The sequence below is a fragment of the Verrucomicrobiia bacterium genome, assembly GCA_019634625.1.
Classification (GTDB): Bacteria; Verrucomicrobiota; Verrucomicrobiia; order Limisphaerales; family CAIMTB01; genus CAIMTB01.
Genome location: JAHCBA010000025.1, coordinates 83,092 through 102,294, shown reverse-complemented (window position 1 = coordinate 102,294; position 19,203 = coordinate 83,092). Strand labels below are relative to the sequence as shown.

Below are 19,203 nucleotides of genomic sequence, written 5' to 3'. Positions count from 1 at the left end.
GGCTCCAGCGAACCGAAGGTTATCTCCTAACGAGGCGCTGCCTCAGGCCGACGAGGCCCCCTGACGTCAGAACAACCCACATGCCTCGTCGGTCTGAGGCAGCGCCTCGTTAGCTATTGGTTACAGAAGTATCTCGAGAATCGAAAGACCTCGAGACAACATCATGGGGCAATGATGAGGGCTCAGTTGGCCGTCATCATGCACTTGAATTTCCTGTGTGCATTTCGGATCAATATTCTCAACCCCGTTCGCGATCAAAGCGATCGCGCGACCCGGATACCCGTGACTCCGGCCACGCGAAGCACGCTGCAACTCAACTGCGAGGATCTGGCCTTCTTGCTGACGACTGAAGACGCGAATGCAATACCCAACAGCGCAATAGCTCAACAGTCGTATCACGCCGTTCTAGACCACATCCAGAATCTCAATGACTTATTGCAAGTCATTTACCGTGAGTGCAGTTTGGTAGATGCACCAGATCTAGCGAAGGGTGTCTGCAGAATCTCAGGTGGCGCTCGGACCATGATAATGTTGATATCCGTGACGAATGCGGTTTATGACGCCGTGGATCACGCCATCGCGGTAAACAGTTCGGCGTTCAAGGAACTCCAAGGCGTCGCGCATAAGCGCTTTCCAAAGGAAGGCGCGTTGTACTTAGACAAGGAAAAAATAGCGGACATTGACGCGATACTCGGCAGTCCTGTGAAGTAGCTTATGGAGCGCCTTTGATGAGCCCCTTCTCGACCAGGGCTGTCCGCAGTTCGATTGCGAGGATGATGACGCTGCCGAGGTCTGAAGCCGCGACCTGATCGGCGCTGGCCCGTTGGGCGGTGGGCGTCGTGCAGTGGAAGCCGATCTTCGAGGATTCGAAAGCGCCGACCTGTGCATTCCACGACAGTCCTCCCGCATGACGCTTCAGGCCGCCATCCGCGACGTTCAGGATCAGGTATCCGGGAGGGAACGTCCCGCTAACCGGATCTGCGGTGACGCTGGCCGGCGCTGTCTGCCGCCAGGTGCCCGGGGTTCCTGCGACGGTGCAGATGAACTCCGCGCCGTTCTGGTCCCGCCAGAAGTCGCCCACATTCCACGCGCCGGAGGTCGGCGGGCCGTTCAGGGTGTTGGGGCTGCCATTCTGATAGGTGGGGACTCTGGAGAACAGTTCCTCGCTGGCGATTACCCAATTCTGTTGGGACAGCGCGACAAAGCTGGCGGCGTCGGTGACGTTGAAGAGGCGTCCGGGGGCGATGGTGCTCATGTTTTCCTCACGGTGATCTCATCGAAGTTCAGGCTCCGCAGGCCGGCCAACGAGCAGATCAACCCCCGGGGGTCAGATCTGTGAATTTGACAAATCAAGTCGTGGCGCCTGAGAGGGAGCCGAATGTCAAAATCAGAGATCTGACCCCGGGGCTTCGGGAACGGCGCAAGACCGCACCATTCAGACTTGGGATCCCGGTTCCAGCAAGGCCTCGAGGAGGTAGCGCATTTCCTCCCGAACCCGACCGGGATCCTCGATGGTGTCGGCGATTTCGGACTGCACGCGTTCGCGGAAGCGCCGGCGCAGGCGATGGACGGCCACGCGTACCGCGTTCTCGGTCCAGCCGAGGCGGGTGGCCGCCTCCCCCTGGGTCCGGTCGTCCACCTCGCCGAGCAGCCAGGGCTTGAGGACTGCGAAGACCTCGGCGCGTCCCCCGCGAGCCATTTCAATCGCGAGGCCCTCGACGGCGCGGTTCACGAGGCTTGTGGCCCAGGCACGGTCGAACATGGCGTCCGGAGGCGGTTCGACTACCCCGCCGGCGCCGCGGTCAGGGGAGGCCGGTGTGGCTGGGTCCAACGTGCCATCGCCCATGGGGACGCGGGTCCAACCTCCGCCGCGCCGGGCGGCCTGGGCCCGGTCACGCATGTCGGAGAGGAAGTGCTTCACGGCCCCGAGCAGGAACGATCGGAAACGGCCCCAACCCGGTTGGACCGTGTCGAGTCCCTGTCGGGCCAGGAGACGGGCGAAGAACTCCTGGGTCAGGTCGCGCGCGGCATCCTCCGATTGCCCGGTCCGGCGGATGAACTGGAAGACGGGTTCCCAATAGGCCTGGCAGAGTTCGCCGAGGGCCACGCGTGCCTCGTCGGATTTTCCCCGTGCGCGGAGCACCTGCGTCCAGCGCGTGGTGGCGAATGTCCCACCAGCGCCGGGGGTGATGCCCAAAGGATTCACGCCGCTCCCGCCGGATGCGGGAGATGCGGGGATCGGGGGGCGCGGGACGGCCGCGGAATTCCGAAGGCCGCTTGGGCACTGGGGAGCACCAGGGCCACCGTGCCCGCCAGTTGAAGGAGGATAGCGATCCAGGCGAGGGCGCTTTGCAGCGTGGTGGGGAGGAGCCTTGCCGCATCGTCCTGGAGGCCGATCCACCCGAGGAAGATCAGGTGCATCGAGACCAGCACCAACCCCACCGGCAACGCCACCGCGCGCCAGTACGGGCTGCGGGTCAGGAGGGCGGTGGCGGGAAGAAACAGGAAAACGGCGGTGTTGGAGGAGACCTGGGCGTAGGGGCTTTCGTGGAGCAGACCCTTCTCCGCCACGATGCAGACCAGCCCCGCGACAGCGAGTTCGATGCCGAAGCGCCGCATCCACCGCGGCCCCGGTCCGGCGGCTCGCCGATAGCCTCGCTTCCAGGCGAGCAGGACGCTCAAGCCGACGCTCATCAGGACGGCCGTCCACCAGGCCAAGGACAACCGCGACCCGGGTGAGCGGGCGTTGTCCAGGTGAACCGCCAGCCCCAGCCCCAAAGGCACATACGTGGCCATCCAGATTACCAGACTCGCCATCACGCCGAGCATCGCCCCGCGCAGCCAGCGATCCACCGCCGCCATCGGGGCTTCGCCGCCATCGGCCCCACGGCGGATCTGGAGGTCGAACGGCTCCAACAGGCGTTCCCGATAGGACCACGCCGCGAGGGGAAGCCCGATCGACACGACGAGCACTCCGGCGGCAATCGGGCTCATGATCCCGCCTCCCAGCAAGACAGGGATCAGTCCACCCATGCCCACGAGCGTGATCCGCAGGGTACCCGGCGCCAGCAACACCAGCAGTGCGAGGAGCCCCATCAAGACGAGCGGTTTCATCGACTCAGGAATGCCGGAGGGGCCGGTGGTTGTATGGGGTGGAGGTGTCGGCTGGGATTCGCGCGCCGGGCTCTTAGCCAAAGGTGAAGGGCCTGTCGGGGCAGGGTTCGAATCGGCCGCGGGATGTCCACGGGGCGGCAACCCGAACGCCGGACGGACGCCGGGAGACAGCAAGGTGAGGCAGCCTGCCAGGGGTCCCAAGATCGCGGCGGCGGACAGTACGAGGAGGGCACCGGGGTGGGTCGCCACGAAGGGCGGGGGCCAGGAGTCCGGGAAGGCCGACAACCCCATACCCCCGTCCAAGGTCCTCCTGGCCAAGAACACGAGGTTTACGATGGAGTAGGCGAGCGCCGATGCGTTCAAAGGGAGTGCCATCGCCCGCCAGAGGCGGCTTCGAGTCCACAGAGCCACAGCGATGAGCGCCGCCCAGGACGAGTTGCCCATCACGACGAGACGCGCCCCGTCGGAATGCGTGGTCAGCAATGGGAGGGCGCCAAGCGCCGCGAAGACGAGCATTCCGACCGCCACGCGATGGGCCCGGAGTGGGATCGGCTTCGCGGCCTGGACATTGAGGCGCCTGTTCTCGCGCCACACGAGGAACGCCAGCGGAAGGAGGATTCCCCACAAGGAGACCGTCGTGAGCAGGAGACGGCCGATCGAATGCCACGAGCCGCCATGCACCCAGACCGGGCTTGAAGGCACGTAGATGGATTCGATCAGTAACAACCACACCAGGGACGCGACCACGAAGGCAACGGTTGCCATCATCGCTCGCCTCAACCATGCGTCGATCTCGCGGTTCGCTTTCCCGGCACCTGCGTCCGGCAACCGTTTCGGAAACGCGCCCAGCCAAACCGCCCGCTTGGACCAAATGGCCCACCACCCCAAGGTCGCCACGCCCGCGAGCGCCGCGGCGTAGACGATCCATGACCCAATCGGAAATCCGTTCGAGGTCCAGTTGGCCGGATTCCACAAGCCGGGCACGACGAGCTGCCAACTCCAGCGCCAGGCGGCGGCCTGCTGGAAACTCTCGATCCCAAGCAGCAGGCCCCAGACGATCAGCAGCGCCCATTTCCAAGGGAGGGGCAGGTTCCAGGGCCGGCCCGCAGGCGGCGGTGCCGCGAGGTGCGAGGCATCGCCGCCGACGGATTGCCGCCGGGCCGTTGTCACTCGTTCCACCTCGGTTTGCATCTCCCCCGCCGTCTGCTGACGTAGTTCGCGTTCCTTGGCCAGGGCCCGGAGGACGATGGCATCGACGCGGGCGTCCAGATCGACCTTTTCGGAGGGCGGGGCAAAGCGGCCCAGCGGCAGTTCGCCGGTCAGCAGTTCGTAGAAGACCACCCCGAGCGAATAGATGTCCGCCCGGTGATCGACCTCCGAGGGGTGCTCGATCTGTTCCGGGGCCATGTACTGCGGGGTGCCGAGGGCGGAGCCGGTGGCGGTGAGGGTGCCCTCGACATCCGGTTCCCCCAGCAGTTTGGCAATGCCGAAGTCGGCGATCTTCACCCGGCCGCGGGCGTCGAGGAGGATGTTCTCCGGCTTGATGTCGCGGTGCGTCACCCCGGCGTCGTGAGCGTACTGGAGGGCCTCGCAGATCCGGGGGACCATCCCAAGCGCCTGAGCGGGGGTGAAGCGGCCAGTCCGCATGGCCTGGCGCAGGTTCACGCCGTCCACGTATTCCATCACGAGGTAATGGAACCCGCCGGCCTTGCCGAAGTCGTGAACCGTGACGATTCCGGGATGTCCGAGGCGGGCGAGGGTGCGGGCCTCGCGCTCGAAGCGTTCGGTGAACTCCGGGTCCTCGGCCAGCGCCTCGGGGAGCAGCTTGAGAGCCACCCAGCGGTCGAGCTTCGGTTGGCGGGCCTTGAACACCGCGCCCATGCCGCCCGCACCGATGCACTCGACCATCTCCCACTGGGGAAAGGCGGCCGACACCTGTTCCATGTCCGGCACCGAGGTCTGGCGCCGTCGGGTTGTCGGGCCCGCCTCCGTGGGGAGGGACGCCGCGGCCAGCAGGCAGGCGGGGCACAGTCCCTCGGCGGCATTATGGGGCACCGTCGCACCGCACCTGGGGCATGTTCCGGATGTCGCACGCGTCTCCATACACCCGCTTCCTGAGGAATCCGGGGGCGGACATTACGGGCGATCGTGATCCGGGTGAATCCCATGTTCGGTTTGGATAGGGGTAGGGGTGGCGCTTCGGCGCCACCCCTACCCCTATCCAGAAGGCCCACCGGCGGTTTGGGGAGGCACGGCCCGGATCCAACTGCCTTCGGTGACCATGCCTATGGCCTTGCGATAGGCCATTCTTCCGGCCTGGAATCCCTTCGGGATTGAGAAGATGCTCTCCGCGGGCATCCAGATGGATGCGCTGGTCAGGCTCAATCCGGACGTCGCGGGGCAGTTGTATCCCAGGCGCCATCGTGGCCTCTGGAATCTTCTTTTCGGCGACGGGCACGTGAAGATCCTCAAGCCTCGCCAGGCCTTCGATTGAAACCTCGTGGAGCGGTCCACGTCCGGCCGGGCCGAGCGCCTACTTTCGGCTCCGGGTCGATCCCCCCGCACCCGAGCGCGGCGACACCCTGTCGGTCACCCGCCTCAGGGACTACACCGCGACGGAACTCGCCGCCCTGATCGCCTCGTATGGTGTGCCCGGCATCACCCCGGTTCCGGTGACGGCATGGCGGTTGGTGTACGCCACCGTGGATCCTTTCGGTTTTCCGACCCAGGCATCGGCCCTGGTGGTCACACCCGAGGTCGGCGAGGGGGCCGTTCCGCTCGTCAGCTATCAGCACGGGACTGTCACCCGCCGCGCCGACGTACCGTCCCGCCTGAACGACGAGGCCGACCTCGGCTTGATCCTCGCCGCGGCACGATACCTGGTCGTCATGCCGGATTACCTCGGCCTGGGTGATTCCCCGGGGCGGCATCCCTACCACCATGCCGGCTCGCAAGCCACCGCCGTGGTCGATGCCCTTCGTCCGGACGTCGTCGCGGCGCTCCGGGCCGACCCGGACCATCCGATCCGCCTCGCCCTGCGCGACAATGACCTGCACACCGGTTGGGTGCCCGCGGTCCCGACACGCCTGTACCATTGTGCGGGCGACCGCGATGTTCTCCCGCTCAACACCCAGGTCGCCCTCGCCCACTTCCAGGCTGCCGGCGCCACCCAGGTCACCGCCGTGGACCCCTTTCCCCTGGCCAACCACTCCTTCTGCGCCGCCCTCGCCCTCCTCCAGGCCAAACAATGGTTCGACTCGCTCCGGATCGAACCCTGAATGGAAGGAGGCACGACCGGACCCGCACGGCCATGATCAGCGGTCGGTGATGCGTACCCGATAGAATCGGCGGTCACCGGAGACGTGCGAGAACCCTTGCGCCGTGCCATCGCCCTCCACGTCACCGATTTCAATCCAATCCGCTCCCACCGGATCGGAGGCCGCTTCGACGAAGTACCTCCGGCCGGGTCGGGTTCGAAGCGTCGCCTCGAAGCGGTCCCCCCGCCAAGCCGGCGATTCCAGGCGGCGCTCATCATGCGTGTTAAGGGCGATCAGGACCCTGTCGGAACTGGCCATCACCAAACCGCGGTCATTCGGTAACACGAGCGGCGCCACCAGAATGGAGCTGAGTGTCAACAATGGCCCGGGCTCCGACAGTTGGAAGCTCCCGTCCCATGCGCCGTCCGATTCGATTCGGACCAGGTTCTGGAATTCTTCGGTCACGGGTTCGTCGGAACCCACAAACAGCACCATGCGCCCGTCCGACTGGAGGGCCATGGTGTGGACCTGGAGGGTCGAAGGCCATGGATGACCCAAGGCAAGTTGGAAGAGCGGATCCACCGATCCATCCGGCAATATCCTCACCAGCGGGGGCACCGCCGCCCCCCGAACCCGGCGTGGAACCACGACAAGACGCCCCGCCGCGTCCAGGACCACCGAGTTCACCCCGGTCCAGCCTTCGGTTGCGACGGTTCGAAAAGAGGCATCCTCCGTTCCATCCGGCATAAGCCGCACCACTTCGACCCCCGGGTCCGAGGTGCCTCCAACCCACCACACGACAATCCGCCCGTCGCCCAGCACGACGATGTCGTGCACCGATTTCGTTGGATGGACCTGGGCTCGAAACTCCGGATCGAGAGAACCGTCCGCACGGAGCCGGACCAGGTTCAACCGGTCCGGCGGGCCGGACGACTCCACGAGGGACCCGGCGGCAAGCAGCCCGCCGGCTGCCGTCGCCGCCAAAGCCCCGTACCGGGACGTGGCCGTGTAGGGTCGCATCGCCGGCACAAACCCTGGGTCCACCGACCCATCCTCCCGCACCGCGATCAGTTCGGTCCGCCGCCCAAACTCGGGCACCATGGAAAACGGATACTCCACCTCGGCAACATGCCGCCCGTCGCTGAGCGGCACCCACTTCGTTACATAAACGATGGACGCCGCCCTCGGATCGTCGCGGAGCATGACGAACCCCGGGTCCACCTGCCCATCGGCATGGACTCGAGCCACGTGCCGCGTCGGATGGCCATCGTACGACTCGAACCCGCCGAAGACATGGAACGTCTCCCCCGCGGGCGCGATGCCCGCCAGCCACACCCGCGCGCTCGGAGTCGATTCGCTCAACCCCACCAGCGCGGTATGGAAGGTGGCGTCCGGCGAGCCCGGGTGCGTGGGACCCAGATCCACCGCGACCCGGACCAACGGACTCTCCGCCACCCCGGCGTCGTTGGTGGCTCGAAGCTGGTATGTGCCGGAATGGCCCAGTCGAATGGACCCGAAATCGAGCACCGGCGAGTTCTGCCCCTCGAGCCTTTGACCATCCCGGTACCATCCCGCCCGAACGTCCGTCGCGCTGGCGAGTTCGAAGCCGATTCGGGTCCGTTGGCCTTCCAATGCCGCAAGGTCCGTCGCCCCTCGCCCAAACGCGGGAGGCTCCGGATCGCGATCGCCTCCATGCAGGCGGACGAAGCCCGGAACCGGCTGCCCGTCGGCATGGTGGAACCGCCCGTGCACCATGATGGCACCGTCCGGCTCGACCTGGATCCCGGCCACCCAGACCCGGTCGTCCCATCGAGCGGGTTGTTCCCACGAGGAGCCGCCGTCGATCCCCAGCCGGGCCACGAACCCGGCGTCGATCGTCCCGTCCGCCTTCAACCGCGCCAGCCCCTCGTGCCGGTGGCCGTTCAGATGCGTGAACGAACCGCCCAGGAGAATCGCGCCGTCCTCTTGCACGGCCACCGCGGTCACCCGGTCATCGCAGGCGAGTGTCACCTCCCAGAGCGTCGGCCAGTCTCCTCCGGATCGCATTCGGCGCACTTGGACTTCTCTCCCTCCGCCGCTCATGACCGTCGTGCTTGCCACCAGGACCTCCCCATTCGGCAAGGCCACCCATGCTGCAAACGCACCTTCTGAGGACTCCCCGTTCGGATGTCCATCCGCCTCGAGTTCGGCGAACACGACGCCGCTGACGAGAATGCGTCCGTCTGGACGCCTCGCCGTGGCGGCCATCGTCCCGTAGCGCGACAAGGTCTCGTAGCTCACCGTCACGTTGGTCACGGCTTGCAGCGTTCCGTTGACGTTCGTGGTCGTGATGGTGGTGACGGTCGCTCCCCCGAAGATCGGCCGCAGGTTCTCCGTGAAGTCCACATCCACCACTCCGTCCGCATCCAGTCGCGTGATCGAGGGCGCTCGCTGACCGTTCCATCGGTCGAAGTTCCCGGTCACCACCACGTGTCCGTCCGGTTGCACGAGCAAGCCTTCGACCGACCGACGGTACCCCTGAACATCGGGTGCGGGGAAGGTTGGGTCCGTGGCCCCCGAAGGCTCAAGGCGCACCAAGGCCGGGGATTGCCGGCCTCCGAATTCCGCAAAGGCACCCCCGACGTAAAGCCGCCCATCCCCCGCCAACGCCAGGGCCCGCACTTCGTCGTCCGCACCCGGGCCTGGGACGAATGCCGGATCCAACCGACCCTCCGACTGCAACCGCACCACGCCGTTGCCCTTGGCCAACCACCAGCCTCCGTCCGAGTCGCGGACCACGGCCCGCACCGCCTCGCCGGGGCCCAGGGCGATCTCCGGCCGAAATGAAGGGTCGAACGATCCCGGCCCCGTCGCCGCCCAGACCAACGCCTGGAATCCCCACACGGCTCCGCACCACGCCACGCAGCGCACAAGCCCACCGGGCACACCTCTCCTCGTTACTTGATGATGACTCATGGTTTTCCGTTCTACCGCTTACAGGCGTGAGAGCAACCGGATCTCCGCCACCTTACCTCGCGCGCCAAATCATCACCGCCCCCAGGGGACTCCCCACGGCCAACCCATGGCCGTCCGGGGAAAACTGCACGGAATTCACGGGGCTCGGGCCCCCTCGATCCTCAAGACCTCGCGAAACCCTACGTTCTCATAGATCTCGGAAAGCCAAGTTCGACGAGGCCGAACGAGTGTGGAGCGATGCGACGAGGTCTCACGGATCTCGTCCCTCCGGAGTGCAGCGGTGGGGCGCACTCGGAGGGCGGAGTTCCACAAGGCCCCAGGTTGGTGAAGCCAGGGCACGCCAATGGCGTGCGGGTAATCCAGCCCAGGGCAAGCCCGCGCCAGCGGGCGTCGCCCTGGGAACGACGTCCCCACCCCGCAAGGCACGCCGAAGGTGTGCCGGTGGCCCCGTCCCCGCGCGATGGACGCTTCAACCAGTCAACCCAAACATCTCCCCGCCTGACTCCGTGGGATTCAACGGATCCCTCCTTCACACCGGCCTCTGTCCCGAACGGCTCAAGGCAGGAATCAACAGAGGCTGCTCCTTCACGGCCAGACTCGACTGGCTATCGCGCATCCCAATGAGGCTGGTGGTCCCGATTCCACATCCGTCGCATCCTGTCGTTTCCCATGTCGTACAACTCCCGCTCCTTGAAACTCACCACATGCCCGTCCGCAAACCCCATGTTCCAGTGCCCATGATGTCTCCTGCGGTGCTCATGGTGTGCGCCGGCACCCCTCCCCAGACCCTCTGTTAGAACAAGACGGTGGACGGCTGGGGTGACAAGACCGAACGACAAGGACCAATCTCCAAGCACAGCATCCCCGTAGGCGATCAGGCGACTAGGCGCAGTAATATCCGACTCGGCAATCCCTCGCGTTGGGAATTGTGTAAGTGGTCCGAGCCCATCAATCTGCAGCACCCCCAGTGCACTCAGAAGCCCTACTCCGTGTGTGTTCATGTCGTAGCTTCCGATGGGGGCGTCTCTCGAGTCCATGAACTCTGTCAGTCCCCTGTTCGTCATGCCGCGCACCCCCGGACATCGATATACCGGATCCCTCCACGTCGCAGACAGGTACGGCTCCAGCTTCACGGGCCAGAATTCCCCCCGTCTCCGACCATCGGTGTCCGCAGCCAGGAATTCCCCCCATATCGGATAGCGACCGTAATCTCCGACATACATCGCCGTCGCCAGGCCGATCTGCCTCAAATTGCTCTTGCAACCCGCCGAGTGTGCCGCCCCTTTCGCCCGCGAGAGTGCCGGCAGCAGCAGTGACGCCAGAATCGCAACGATGGCGATCACTACCAGCAATTCAATCAGCGTAAACGCCTGGCATGAACTCCTTCCACGATTATGGGAAATGACTGGCCCGGGGTGCCTGCCCCATCGGATCCGATGGCGAACTTTGGCAGATCCATGGCTCATGAGAGTACTACTGGCGCCTATTGCCTCCCTTTCGTCAAGTCGTTACGAGATGCTCGCAAAGGAGGCGACAGCTCCCGAACCTGACCACGACATGCCCCACTGCGCCCAGCCCATCAGATTCACTGGCACTTCTCCCGGGCCGGATGAGAACCAGGCGTTTGGAATCGTCGTGGATCTGGGTGTCCCTGGAGCCTTGAAGACATCGATTGGGATGATTCTCCGCAAAGCATGGCGTCGCCTCACGTGTCTTTCTGCTGACTTATTGTCCGCACGTCTATCTTGCGGCGGACCGTACCGTCAAGGGGATTCACATAGGATTCTGCAGTTCACGGACAACGATTGTGGTGATGACTCATGTGGCCCGCTTCCATCCGGAGAAGGCGTGAGGTCACCCGGATCCCGGCCACCTTACCTCGTGCGCCAAATGGTGACGTTCCGCAGAGGACTCCCCACGGCCAATCCATGGCCGTCCGGGGAAAACGAGACCGAATCCACGGGGGTCGGGCCGCCCTCGATTCTCAGGACCTCCCGAAACCCTGCCGTCTCGTAGATTCTGAGGTCCCCCAGGCTCTCGCCGGCTGCGACCAGCCGGCTGCCGTCCGGCGAAAAGGCGGCCGTACGGATCGGTTCCTGGAACCCCTCCAGCGTCGCGACCCGGGAACCTGTGATTCGATCCCAGACACTGGCTGCACCCGCCCGGTCCAGGACCAGGATCCACCGTCCATGGGGATCCAGGACCACGCGGTGCGCCCTGCGGACTCCCAATGCGAATGTCGATTTCGCTCCTGTTCCGATCTCGACCGCGGTGGCCGTCCCGTCCGCCGCCACAAAGACGCCCCAGCGTCCGTCGAGTGAGAATCCGGCCGGGGCATTCTGCGAGGGATCGGGTCCTTCCCACCCGTGCACTTCCCGGCCATGGCGATAGTCCCAGGCGTGGAACCGACCTTCGCCGTCGCGGACCACCAGGCGTCCCAGGTCCGGGTGAAGCGCCAGGAGTTCGATGGGCTGGCGGCCCGGCCGGACCTCCCATCGGCGGGTGGTGTTCGTGACCTCCCAAACCGCCACTTCGCCGTCCGGACCCACCTCCGCCAACACGTCGCCCTGCGCCGCAATCAGGACGGCGCCATCCTTCGATCCCAGGTTGAACAAAGGTTCTCCCGGCGTCTCCTGCGCCGGGGACCAATGCCGGACGGCTCCCTCTTCATCCACGGTCAGCACCGACCCGCTCCCCTCGGAGTCCGCGGCCCATCCCCAGGCCCGGGCGGCATCGGGAATGATCTGTGGAGCCGCTGGATCCCTGCCCACGTTATGGGTGTCCCAGGCAAGGATCCGCCCGTCCCGTCCCGCGCTCAGCAGCGTCCGCTGATCCGGCAGCCAGGCGAGGGCCAGAACATCGCTCTCGTGGCCTCGGAGCAAGATCTGGGGCCGGTGCGCGAAGGCTGGAGGCAGGCTTAACCATTCCTGCCTGGGCGGTCGTGGCGCCGCCGAACCGGACCGCCCACGAAGGAGGGGCGGCGGCTCTGGCGCCCGATAGATGTTGAGGCCTGAGATGGCGACCCTCTGGTCTATGCCGGCCGATGCCATCCGCTGGCCGTCCGGTGCGAATCGGATGGCGTTGACCCGGGCGGTGAGAGGCATGCCACCTCCCGAGGACCGGCCGGTTTCCACCAGGCGGAAGTGCACCGTACCCCCCGAAGACCCCCAGCAGACCAGGAAATGACCGTCCGGTGAAAACGCCACCCCGACGTACCGAACGAATTGAGGCGGCTGCGCCCACTCCTCCCGACCGGTGGACAACTCCACCATGCGCACAACACCCTCCGCACTCAGCACCGCGACCCGACGCAGGTCCGTCGTCACCGCCAGATGTTCCGCATCCGCCGCCATGGGCAACGTGCCGCGTTCCCATTCGGACCCATCGGCAGCCGCCCATTTCACCCAGTCGCCGGCGGTCGTCACGGCCAGCAGTGACTCTCCGGAGCGATCGTAGGCCAGGAGCGAGACAGTCGCGTTCAGGCGGCGTTCGAAGACCAACGCCCATGCATCCACATCCCACACCCGAACCCAAGCCCCATCGTGGTCCTGCACCCTGAAGGCCAGGGCACCGCTGGCCGGTGACACCGCCAGCACCGCCGGCAGATCGCCGGTGCTCCAGCGCCCCCGTTCGCGTCGTTCCTCCATCTCCCATACCCCCACCCCGCCTTCCAGCCCCCCGACGGCCAGCCAACCGCCGTCCGGGGAAGGCTCGAGAACCACCACGGCGTCCGGCCATTGGCCGAGGGTGTACCACACCTCGCTCTCGCACGCCTGACGGAGGTGCCACCACTCCCAGCCCCTCAAGTCCAACTCCGGGTGCGCCGGCACATGCGCGTCGAGGATCTGGCGGGCCCGGCCGAAATTGCGGTCCTTGACGGCCATGGACGCGAGATTCATGTCCGCCACATACGCCTGATACCGCGCCGCGCCAGCCATCGCCTCAGCACGCTCGCGCAGCCGTTCCTGATCACGTCGCGCTGCATCGGCCGCCTCCGCCAACCGCCGCTGTTCGAGCCCCTGCCAGATGGCCACCCCCGAGCCCGCCAGCACCGAGAGGGCCAGCAACGTCGCCGCCAGCATGCCCACCCGATGGCGTGCGACGAACTTCCTGGCCCGGTACCCGGCGCTGGGAGGCCTCGCCAGGACCGGTTCCCCCGCCAGGTAACGCCGCACCTCCAGCTCGAGTTCGTTCACGGTGGCGTAGCGCCGGGACCGATCCTTCTCGAGACACTTCATCACGACCCAATCCAGCTCCCCTCGGAGACCGGACAACCCCTCCCGGCATTGGGACGGCCGGGGCGGCACTTCCTCCTGCACCACGCGCTTCAGCTCGACCACATCCAGCCCTGCCAGGCGTTTCGGATCGAAGGGAGGCCGGCCGGTGAGCATCTCGTAGAGAAGCGCGCCCAGTCCGTACACGTCCGTCCGGGTGTCTGCGTCGCCTCCCCCAAAACCCGCCTGTTCCGGACTCATGTACGCCGGCGTTCCCAGGATTGTCGCGATCGAGGTGGCCTGCGGCGATCCGGATCGGCCCGCGTCCAGGGCCTTGGCGATTCCGAAGTCGATGACCTTGGGGACCGCCACGCCCTCGCTCGTCGCCACCAGCACATTCGAGGGTTTCAGGTCCCGATGGATGACGCCCTTCTGATGGGCATGCTGGATCGCCTGACAGACGCCGAGGAACAATCCCAGGCGTTCCGGCAACGTCAGGCCCGCCCGCTCGCAATGCCCGGTGATCCGGAGTCCCTCGACGAACTCCATCACGAAGTAGGGTCGCCCGCCCGCCGACGCCCCCGCGTCCAGGACCCGCGCAATGTGCGGATGATCCATCCATGCCAGGGCCTGTCGCTCCGCCTCGAAACGGGCGATCACGGACCGCGTGTCCATGCCCGGACGGAGGATCTTCAAGGCTACCCGGCGGCGGATGGGTTCCTCCTGATGCGCCTCGTACACCGTCCCGCAGCCCCCCTCCCCCACCACCCGGTCCAGTCGGTACGGACCGATCCGGTCGCCGGGTCGATCCCATACCGGCGGACGGTTCCCGGACTCCCTGGCCGGGGTTCCCGGTTGCCCGATGGCAGGCGATCGCATGAACGCCTCATCCCCATGCCCCCGAATCAATTCCTCCACCGCCGCCCGCAACCGCCCATCCACCCCGCACGCCCGGTCCAGGTACGCCTGCCGTTCCTCCAACGAGGCGCATTCCAGTGCCACCAGGAACACCTCGCGTTCCCGTGCGCCGGGATTCGTGGCATCGTCCTTCATTCGAAACCGTTCACTCTGGAGCAGGCGTGAAACCGTGGTGGATTCCGCCAGGGCGCCTTCCATCCGCCCTCAACCCCGTGGCAACCGATCCCCGATCGCCTTTCTCAGCCACGCCCTCCCGTAGGTCCACATCCGCTCCGCCGTTCGCACCGTCAGGCCCAGCGTCTCGGCCGCCTCGTCCATGGTCATCCCGGCGAAATACCGAAGGCTCACCAATTCGGCGAGGGCCCGATCCTCGATCGCCAGCAGGCCCAGCGCCTCATGCACCGCGAGCACCTCCTCGGCGGGCGCCGCCGTCACCCAATGGTCCTCGCGCAGGATCTCCCGCCCGGCCCGGCTCCCGCGCTTCGCGGCCAGTTTGCGCCGGGCCGATTCGATCAGGATCCGTCGCATCGCCTCCGCCGCCACCGAGAAGAAGTGAACCCGGCTCTCGAACTCCACGCCACCGGCACCCGAAATCCGCAGCCAGGCCTCATGCACCAGCGCCGTCGGCTGCAACGTGTGGTCCGCGTCCTCCCGCGCCATTTTCGACGCCGCCATCCGCTTCAACTCCTCGTACACCAGCCCGATCAATCGCTCCCCGGCCTCCTCGTCGCCCCGTCCCATCGCCTCGATCAGCCGGGTCACGACATGGGTCTCCGGGGCATCGCCAGAAACGTCCGACGACCGCCCGTCCACGTTCGACATGGAAGGCACCGTATTGCCCGAGATCTCCTCCGCAAGCCTCCAATCGCGTCGATTACGGCGGCGGGTCAAGCAGCGACACTTTCAGGCGCATGAAGCGTTTGGGGCGCGCTGCGAGGGCGGTGGTGTCGCGCACGGTGAGGCGGGTCGGCGAGTCCTCGATGCCGAGGGTGTGCGGGGGCCCGGACATCCAGGGACCCGCGAGATCGTCGGCGACCTCGACCCCGTACTGGATGGCGGGATTGCGGGCGCGGCGTTCGACGCTGAGGGCGAGGTGCCGGTCGGCGCCGACGGTCAGCAGGGTGCCGCGAATGAGGTTTGGCGGATCGGGGATGCGGGGGTCGGTGCCGAGCGCGAACTCCATGAGGTTCGAATAGCCGTCGCGATCGTCGTCGTTGTGTTCCCCGGTGACGCCCTGCTCGCGGGCCCATTGTTCGAAGGCGTTGCCGGGGGTGTCCCCGCCCTGGAGGGTGACGGTGGCGGCATCGGGACTGCCGACGAGGTAGTGGGAGGCGGGGGAGAGGGTGAGGATCGCGGTGGCGTCGCCGACGCGCCCGGTGTTGGCGAAGGCCAGGATGCTCACGGTGGTGGTGGCGGCCCCGGCGGGGAAGGTGGCGGTCAGCGGCACGCCGAAGTAATCGACCCCGTTGCGCGCGGTGCCGGTGAGGAGGAACGACACCGGCAGGGACCGGTCCGCGCTGCCCGTGCGGGTGAGGGTGAACCGTCCCAGGGTGCTGCTGCCCGGGGCGGTGACGGGAATGGTGGCGGCCACGCGGACTTCGGGGAGGCCGGCGAAGGTGCCGCGTCGATACACGGCACCGATCAGGGGGCCGGCCGCGTTGCCGGTGAGGGTCGGGCTGGCATCACCGCTGAAGGACAGGCCGTCCGGGGTGACTCCGATGGTGCCGATGATGGCATGGCTGAAGAAGGCGCCATTGAAGAAGTAGTCGGTGAAATAGAGGACGGAGTCGTCGCCGTTCAGCCGGGGATAGCCGACTCCGAGGGTGCTGTTGACCGTGAACAGCGCCCCGATGCGACCGCTGACGACGTCCATGCCGTAGAGGGTGGAGGTGGCGTTGGCGGGGTTCTGGGCTTCGAAGACCAGGCGGTGGTTGTGAATGTGGCCGAGGGCGGGATTGCCGATGTTGAGGCCCGGGATGGGGCGGACCACCTCGAATTCAAGGCCGGTGGTGCGGTCGATGACGTAGATGCTCCAGTTGTCGAACACGCTGCCGTCGCTGAAGCGGAGGCGGTTGAGGGCATCGTAGTAGAGGAAGTTGCCGTCGATCGAGAAGTCGAGGGAATCGCCGTAGAGGACCGTGGCCAGGGAACCGCCGTCGAGGGTGGGCGCGAGGAGGTTGTAGGTTTCGACGTGGGAGGTGCCGAGCCGGATGACATTGATCTGGTTCCGTGGCTGGCCAAAGGCATCGCGCAGGATGATGGCAGCCCACTGGCCATCGGAGGACATGCCGACGGACCAGACCTGGCCCACGAAGCCGAGGCTTTGGCCCTGGCCGGTCTGGGTGTTGACGAGGGCGATGTCGTTGTTGGCGGTGACCACCATGACGGCAGAGCCGTCGCCCATGAGCGCGGGTCGCTTTCCGGGGGCCATGGCGACGCCGGGGGACAACACGACCCCGCTGACGGGATCGCCCAGGGCGGCCTCGCGCCGGGCGAGAAAGGTGAGGCCGTTCAAGGCATCGACATAGGTGAACACAAGGGCGTCCGGTCCCTGGATGGTGGGGATCGGGGTGGGGCCCGGAGTGGGCGACTGGTCGAAGATCTCGACGGCGTTGAAGGCCTCGCCGGTGCGGATGGCCTCGGGGGAGCCGGGTCCGAAGAGTTCGATGGCGGATTGAACGCAGGCCCAGCGGCAATCGATGAACTGGGACTGCTGCTGGAGCTTGGTGGTGAGGGCGCGGTAGAAGATGCGTTCCGCGCGGGCGATGCCGATCGCGTCGGGGAGTCCTTCGGCAAGCTGGTAGTAGGCGTGGTTGATGATGCTGCTGTTGAAGTGCACTCCGCCGTTGTTGCGTCCCGGAAAGCGGTCGAGGAACGGATCGTTGGGGGTGATGAACTGACTCATCCGGGCGGGGAAGCGCCGTCCGTCGGCGATGATGAAGGACTGCGGGTCACGCATGTTGCGAATGCGGCGGGACATCTGCGAGCCGAGCTGCCAGTCGGTCTGGCCGCGGTGAAAGGCCTCGGCCGATTCGCCGAGGATGTCGGAGAAGGCCTCGTTCATGGCGCCGGATTGATCGCGGTAGATGAGCCCGGCGGTGCGCTCGGTCACGCCGTGCGCCATTTCGTGCCCGACGAAATCCAGCGAATCGGCCCAGGCATCGCCGCTGCCCAGGGTGATGACGCCCTGGTGCCAGAAGGCGTTGTCCACCGGCACGTTCACGATGCCGATGATGGTGCCGCCCTGGCCGTCGATGGAATTGCGCTGGTGCCGCTGGAGAAAGTAGTCGTGCACGATGGAGAGGTTGAAGGCGGCACTGACGCCCGCCGCGGGGAACCCGCCGGTCGCGCTGGCGGAGGCGACCACCTCGGGCGCGTAGGCATCGGGGTTCTGGGCCGGATCCACGCCCCTGGCATCGAGGATGACGATGCCGCCGAAGGTGGTGCCCGGGCTGGGGGGGGTTGAACGGGCGGCGTCGAACATCGGCTTGGTGGCATCGACCAGGTGAAACCGGTTGTCCCGTGACCAGAGGTTCAGGGGCCGCACCTGTCCGCCCATGTCGATGCCGCTGCCCTGGACCACGGCGGTGCAGACCTGGTTCATCGAGTCGAGGATGGCGCCCGAAGTGGCGTCCACCACCACCTGCCAGTGGGCCAGGGGCGAGGCATGGAGATCAACTTTGTAGGCGAGTTGGATGGGACCTTCGGCGGGGGCGTGAAGGATGAGTTCCTGACTTTCGATCGGGGCCACCGGATCGAGGCCAAGGCTGCGGCGCGCCAGATCGGCGGCGAGACCCGGATCGATGCCGGGCTCGAGTGTCACCTGTTCCGGGGTCGGAACATAGGCGCCGGCGACCCAGTGCGCGTGCCCGGCGGGATCGACCTGCACGGTAAGACTGGCGGGCCAGACTCTGAGGCCCTGGTACTGCTGTTCGTACCGGATCTGCGTGTAACCCAGGTCGTCCCGAACCTCCCGCACGGCCGCGAGTTCCACGATGGGATCGGCGACCAACAGCAGATCGCGGTTGCGTTCGAGAAACCTCGAGGCGGTGGTCGCCGCCAGGGATTGGCCCGGATCCGGCCGCCCGGCGGGGGGTTCCAGCGAAAGGCCTTCGAGGAGGCGGAGGGTGTTGTTCCGCGCGTTGCCGCGCACCTCCAACTGTTTGCCGCTGCGCCAGCGGAGTTCGGCGAGGCGTGCGAGCTGGGCTTCGGTGAACCGGGCGGGAGGCGGCACCAGATCCGGGCGCGGGTGGTCGGGATTCGGAACCGGCGGCAATGCGGGCGCGGGATCCAAATCCGCGCGATCCCTGTCAGCGAAGGCCGCCGCGAGCCGTCGGGCGAGGACCTGGGCGTGCGGGTCCGGTGCGGTCCGCGCCGGGACGCCGCCGGGCCCCGTCAGCGGGCTGCCGTTCGTCAACGCGGTGCCACCCATCCACGCCAGGTTCGGGCCGGCGGGCGATCCGCCGGGGACGCTTTGGAATCGGCCCGGGTCGAGGCCGGCATCGTGAGCCGGTTGCAGGCGATCCGGCCCGTTGAGAAACACCAGTCCGGCGAGCAGCACGCCACGCAGCAGACGTCGCGACCACGACGGGGCGGAACCTGGCCGCAGGGGCGATGGTATTGGAGCTGACGTTGGATCCGGTTCCGAAGAAGTCCGATGCGTTCCCGCGGGCATGCTTCCTCATGCTAGGCCGTGAGGGGCCTGCGCCAAGACGAATCCTGGAGTGACCTTGCAGAGAGGTGCA

At 66.6% G+C, this 19,203-nt stretch carries 11 protein-coding genes; 3 read left to right on the top strand and 8 right to left on the bottom strand.

What is annotated here, in order from left to right:
* Positions 1 to 186: 186 nt before the first annotated feature.
* On the top strand, positions 187 to 711 hold the full coding sequence (locus tag KF833_15255; protein ID MBX3746665.1) for a hypothetical protein: 525 nt from the start codon (positions 187 to 189) through the stop codon (positions 709 to 711).
* A 1-nt stretch (position 712) separates the two neighbouring features.
* Here KF833_15255 and KF833_15250 read toward each other — a convergent pair whose 3' ends face one another.
* The 3 genes from KF833_15250 to KF833_15240 form a co-directional block, all read right to left on the bottom strand.
* Positions 713 to 1,255 carry a hypothetical protein gene (locus KF833_15250; protein MBX3746664.1) on the bottom strand — a complete coding sequence of 181 codons (543 nt, stop codon included), beginning with the start codon at positions 1,253 to 1,255 and terminating at the stop codon, positions 713 to 715.
* A 180-nt stretch (positions 1,256 to 1,435) separates the two neighbouring features.
* Positions 1,436 to 2,206, bottom strand: a complete 771-nt coding sequence (locus tag KF833_15245; protein MBX3746663.1) for a sigma-70 family RNA polymerase sigma factor — start codon at positions 2,204 to 2,206, stop codon at positions 1,436 to 1,438.
* Positions 2,203 to 5,169: a serine/threonine protein kinase gene (locus KF833_15240; protein MBX3746662.1), complete on the bottom strand. Its 2,967-nt coding sequence runs from the start codon at positions 5,167 to 5,169 to the stop codon at positions 2,203 to 2,205. The genes KF833_15245 and KF833_15240 overlap by 4 nt, the downstream gene beginning before the upstream one ends.
* Before the next feature lie 286 nt (positions 5,170 to 5,455).
* Here KF833_15240 and KF833_15235 point away from each other — a divergent pair, with 286 nt between their 5' ends.
* The gene (locus tag KF833_15235) at positions 5,456 to 5,608 is read left to right on the top strand and encodes a hypothetical protein (GenBank protein ID MBX3746661.1); all 153 of its coding nucleotides are present in this window, start codon (positions 5,456 to 5,458) and stop codon (positions 5,606 to 5,608) included.
* A gap of 154 nt (positions 5,609 to 5,762) precedes the next feature.
* Positions 5,763 to 6,392, top strand: a complete 630-nt coding sequence (locus KF833_15230) for a hypothetical protein (protein MBX3746660.1) — start codon at positions 5,763 to 5,765, stop codon at positions 6,390 to 6,392.
* Between the two features lie 36 nt (positions 6,393 to 6,428).
* Here the strand turns inward: KF833_15230 and KF833_15225 are convergent, their stop codons facing one another.
* The 5 genes from KF833_15225 to KF833_15205 form a co-directional block, all read right to left on the bottom strand.
* Positions 6,429 to 9,296, bottom strand: coding sequence for a hypothetical protein (locus KF833_15225; protein MBX3746659.1), 2,868 nt, complete (start codon positions 9,294 to 9,296; stop codon positions 6,429 to 6,431).
* Positions 9,297 to 9,931: 635 nt separating this feature from the next.
* Positions 9,932 to 10,792, bottom strand: coding sequence for a DUF1559 domain-containing protein (locus KF833_15220; protein ID MBX3746658.1), 861 nt, complete (start codon positions 10,790 to 10,792; stop codon positions 9,932 to 9,934).
* Between the two features lie 408 nt (positions 10,793 to 11,200).
* On the bottom strand, positions 11,201 to 14,593 hold the full coding sequence (locus KF833_15215; GenBank protein ID MBX3746657.1) for a protein kinase: 3,393 nt from the start codon (positions 14,591 to 14,593) through the stop codon (positions 11,201 to 11,203).
* Positions 14,594 to 14,662: 69 nt separating this feature from the next.
* On the bottom strand, positions 14,663 to 15,280 hold the full coding sequence (locus KF833_15210; protein MBX3746656.1) for an RNA polymerase subunit sigma: 618 nt from the start codon (positions 15,278 to 15,280) through the stop codon (positions 14,663 to 14,665).
* 52 nt (positions 15,281 to 15,332) lie between these two features.
* Complete coding sequence (locus KF833_15205; GenBank protein MBX3746655.1) at positions 15,333 to 19,019, bottom strand: M4 family metallopeptidase; 3,687 nt, start codon at positions 19,017 to 19,019, stop codon at positions 15,333 to 15,335.
* Positions 19,020 to 19,203: the final 184 nt, after the last annotated feature.

What these genes read in the sequence shown, in the direction of transcription:
- KF833_15250 (MBX3746664.1), bottom strand. Translation starts at nt 1,255, where the DNA reads ATGAGCACCATCGCCCCCGGACGCCTCTTCAACGTCACCGACGCCGCC.
- KF833_15235 (MBX3746661.1), top strand. Translation starts at nt 5,456, where the DNA reads ATGCTCTCCGCGGGCATCCAGATGGATGCGCTGGTCAGGCTCAATCCG.
- KF833_15220 (MBX3746658.1), bottom strand. Translation starts at nt 10,792, where the DNA reads ATGAGCCATGGATCTGCCAAAGTTCGCCATCGGATCCGATGGGGCAGG.
- KF833_15215 (MBX3746657.1), bottom strand. Translation starts at nt 14,593, where the DNA reads ATGAAGGACGATGCCACGAATCCCGGCGCACGGGAACGCGAGGTGTTC.
- KF833_15210 (MBX3746656.1), bottom strand. Translation starts at nt 15,280, where the DNA reads ATGTCGAACGTGGACGGGCGGTCGTCGGACGTTTCTGGCGATGCCCCG.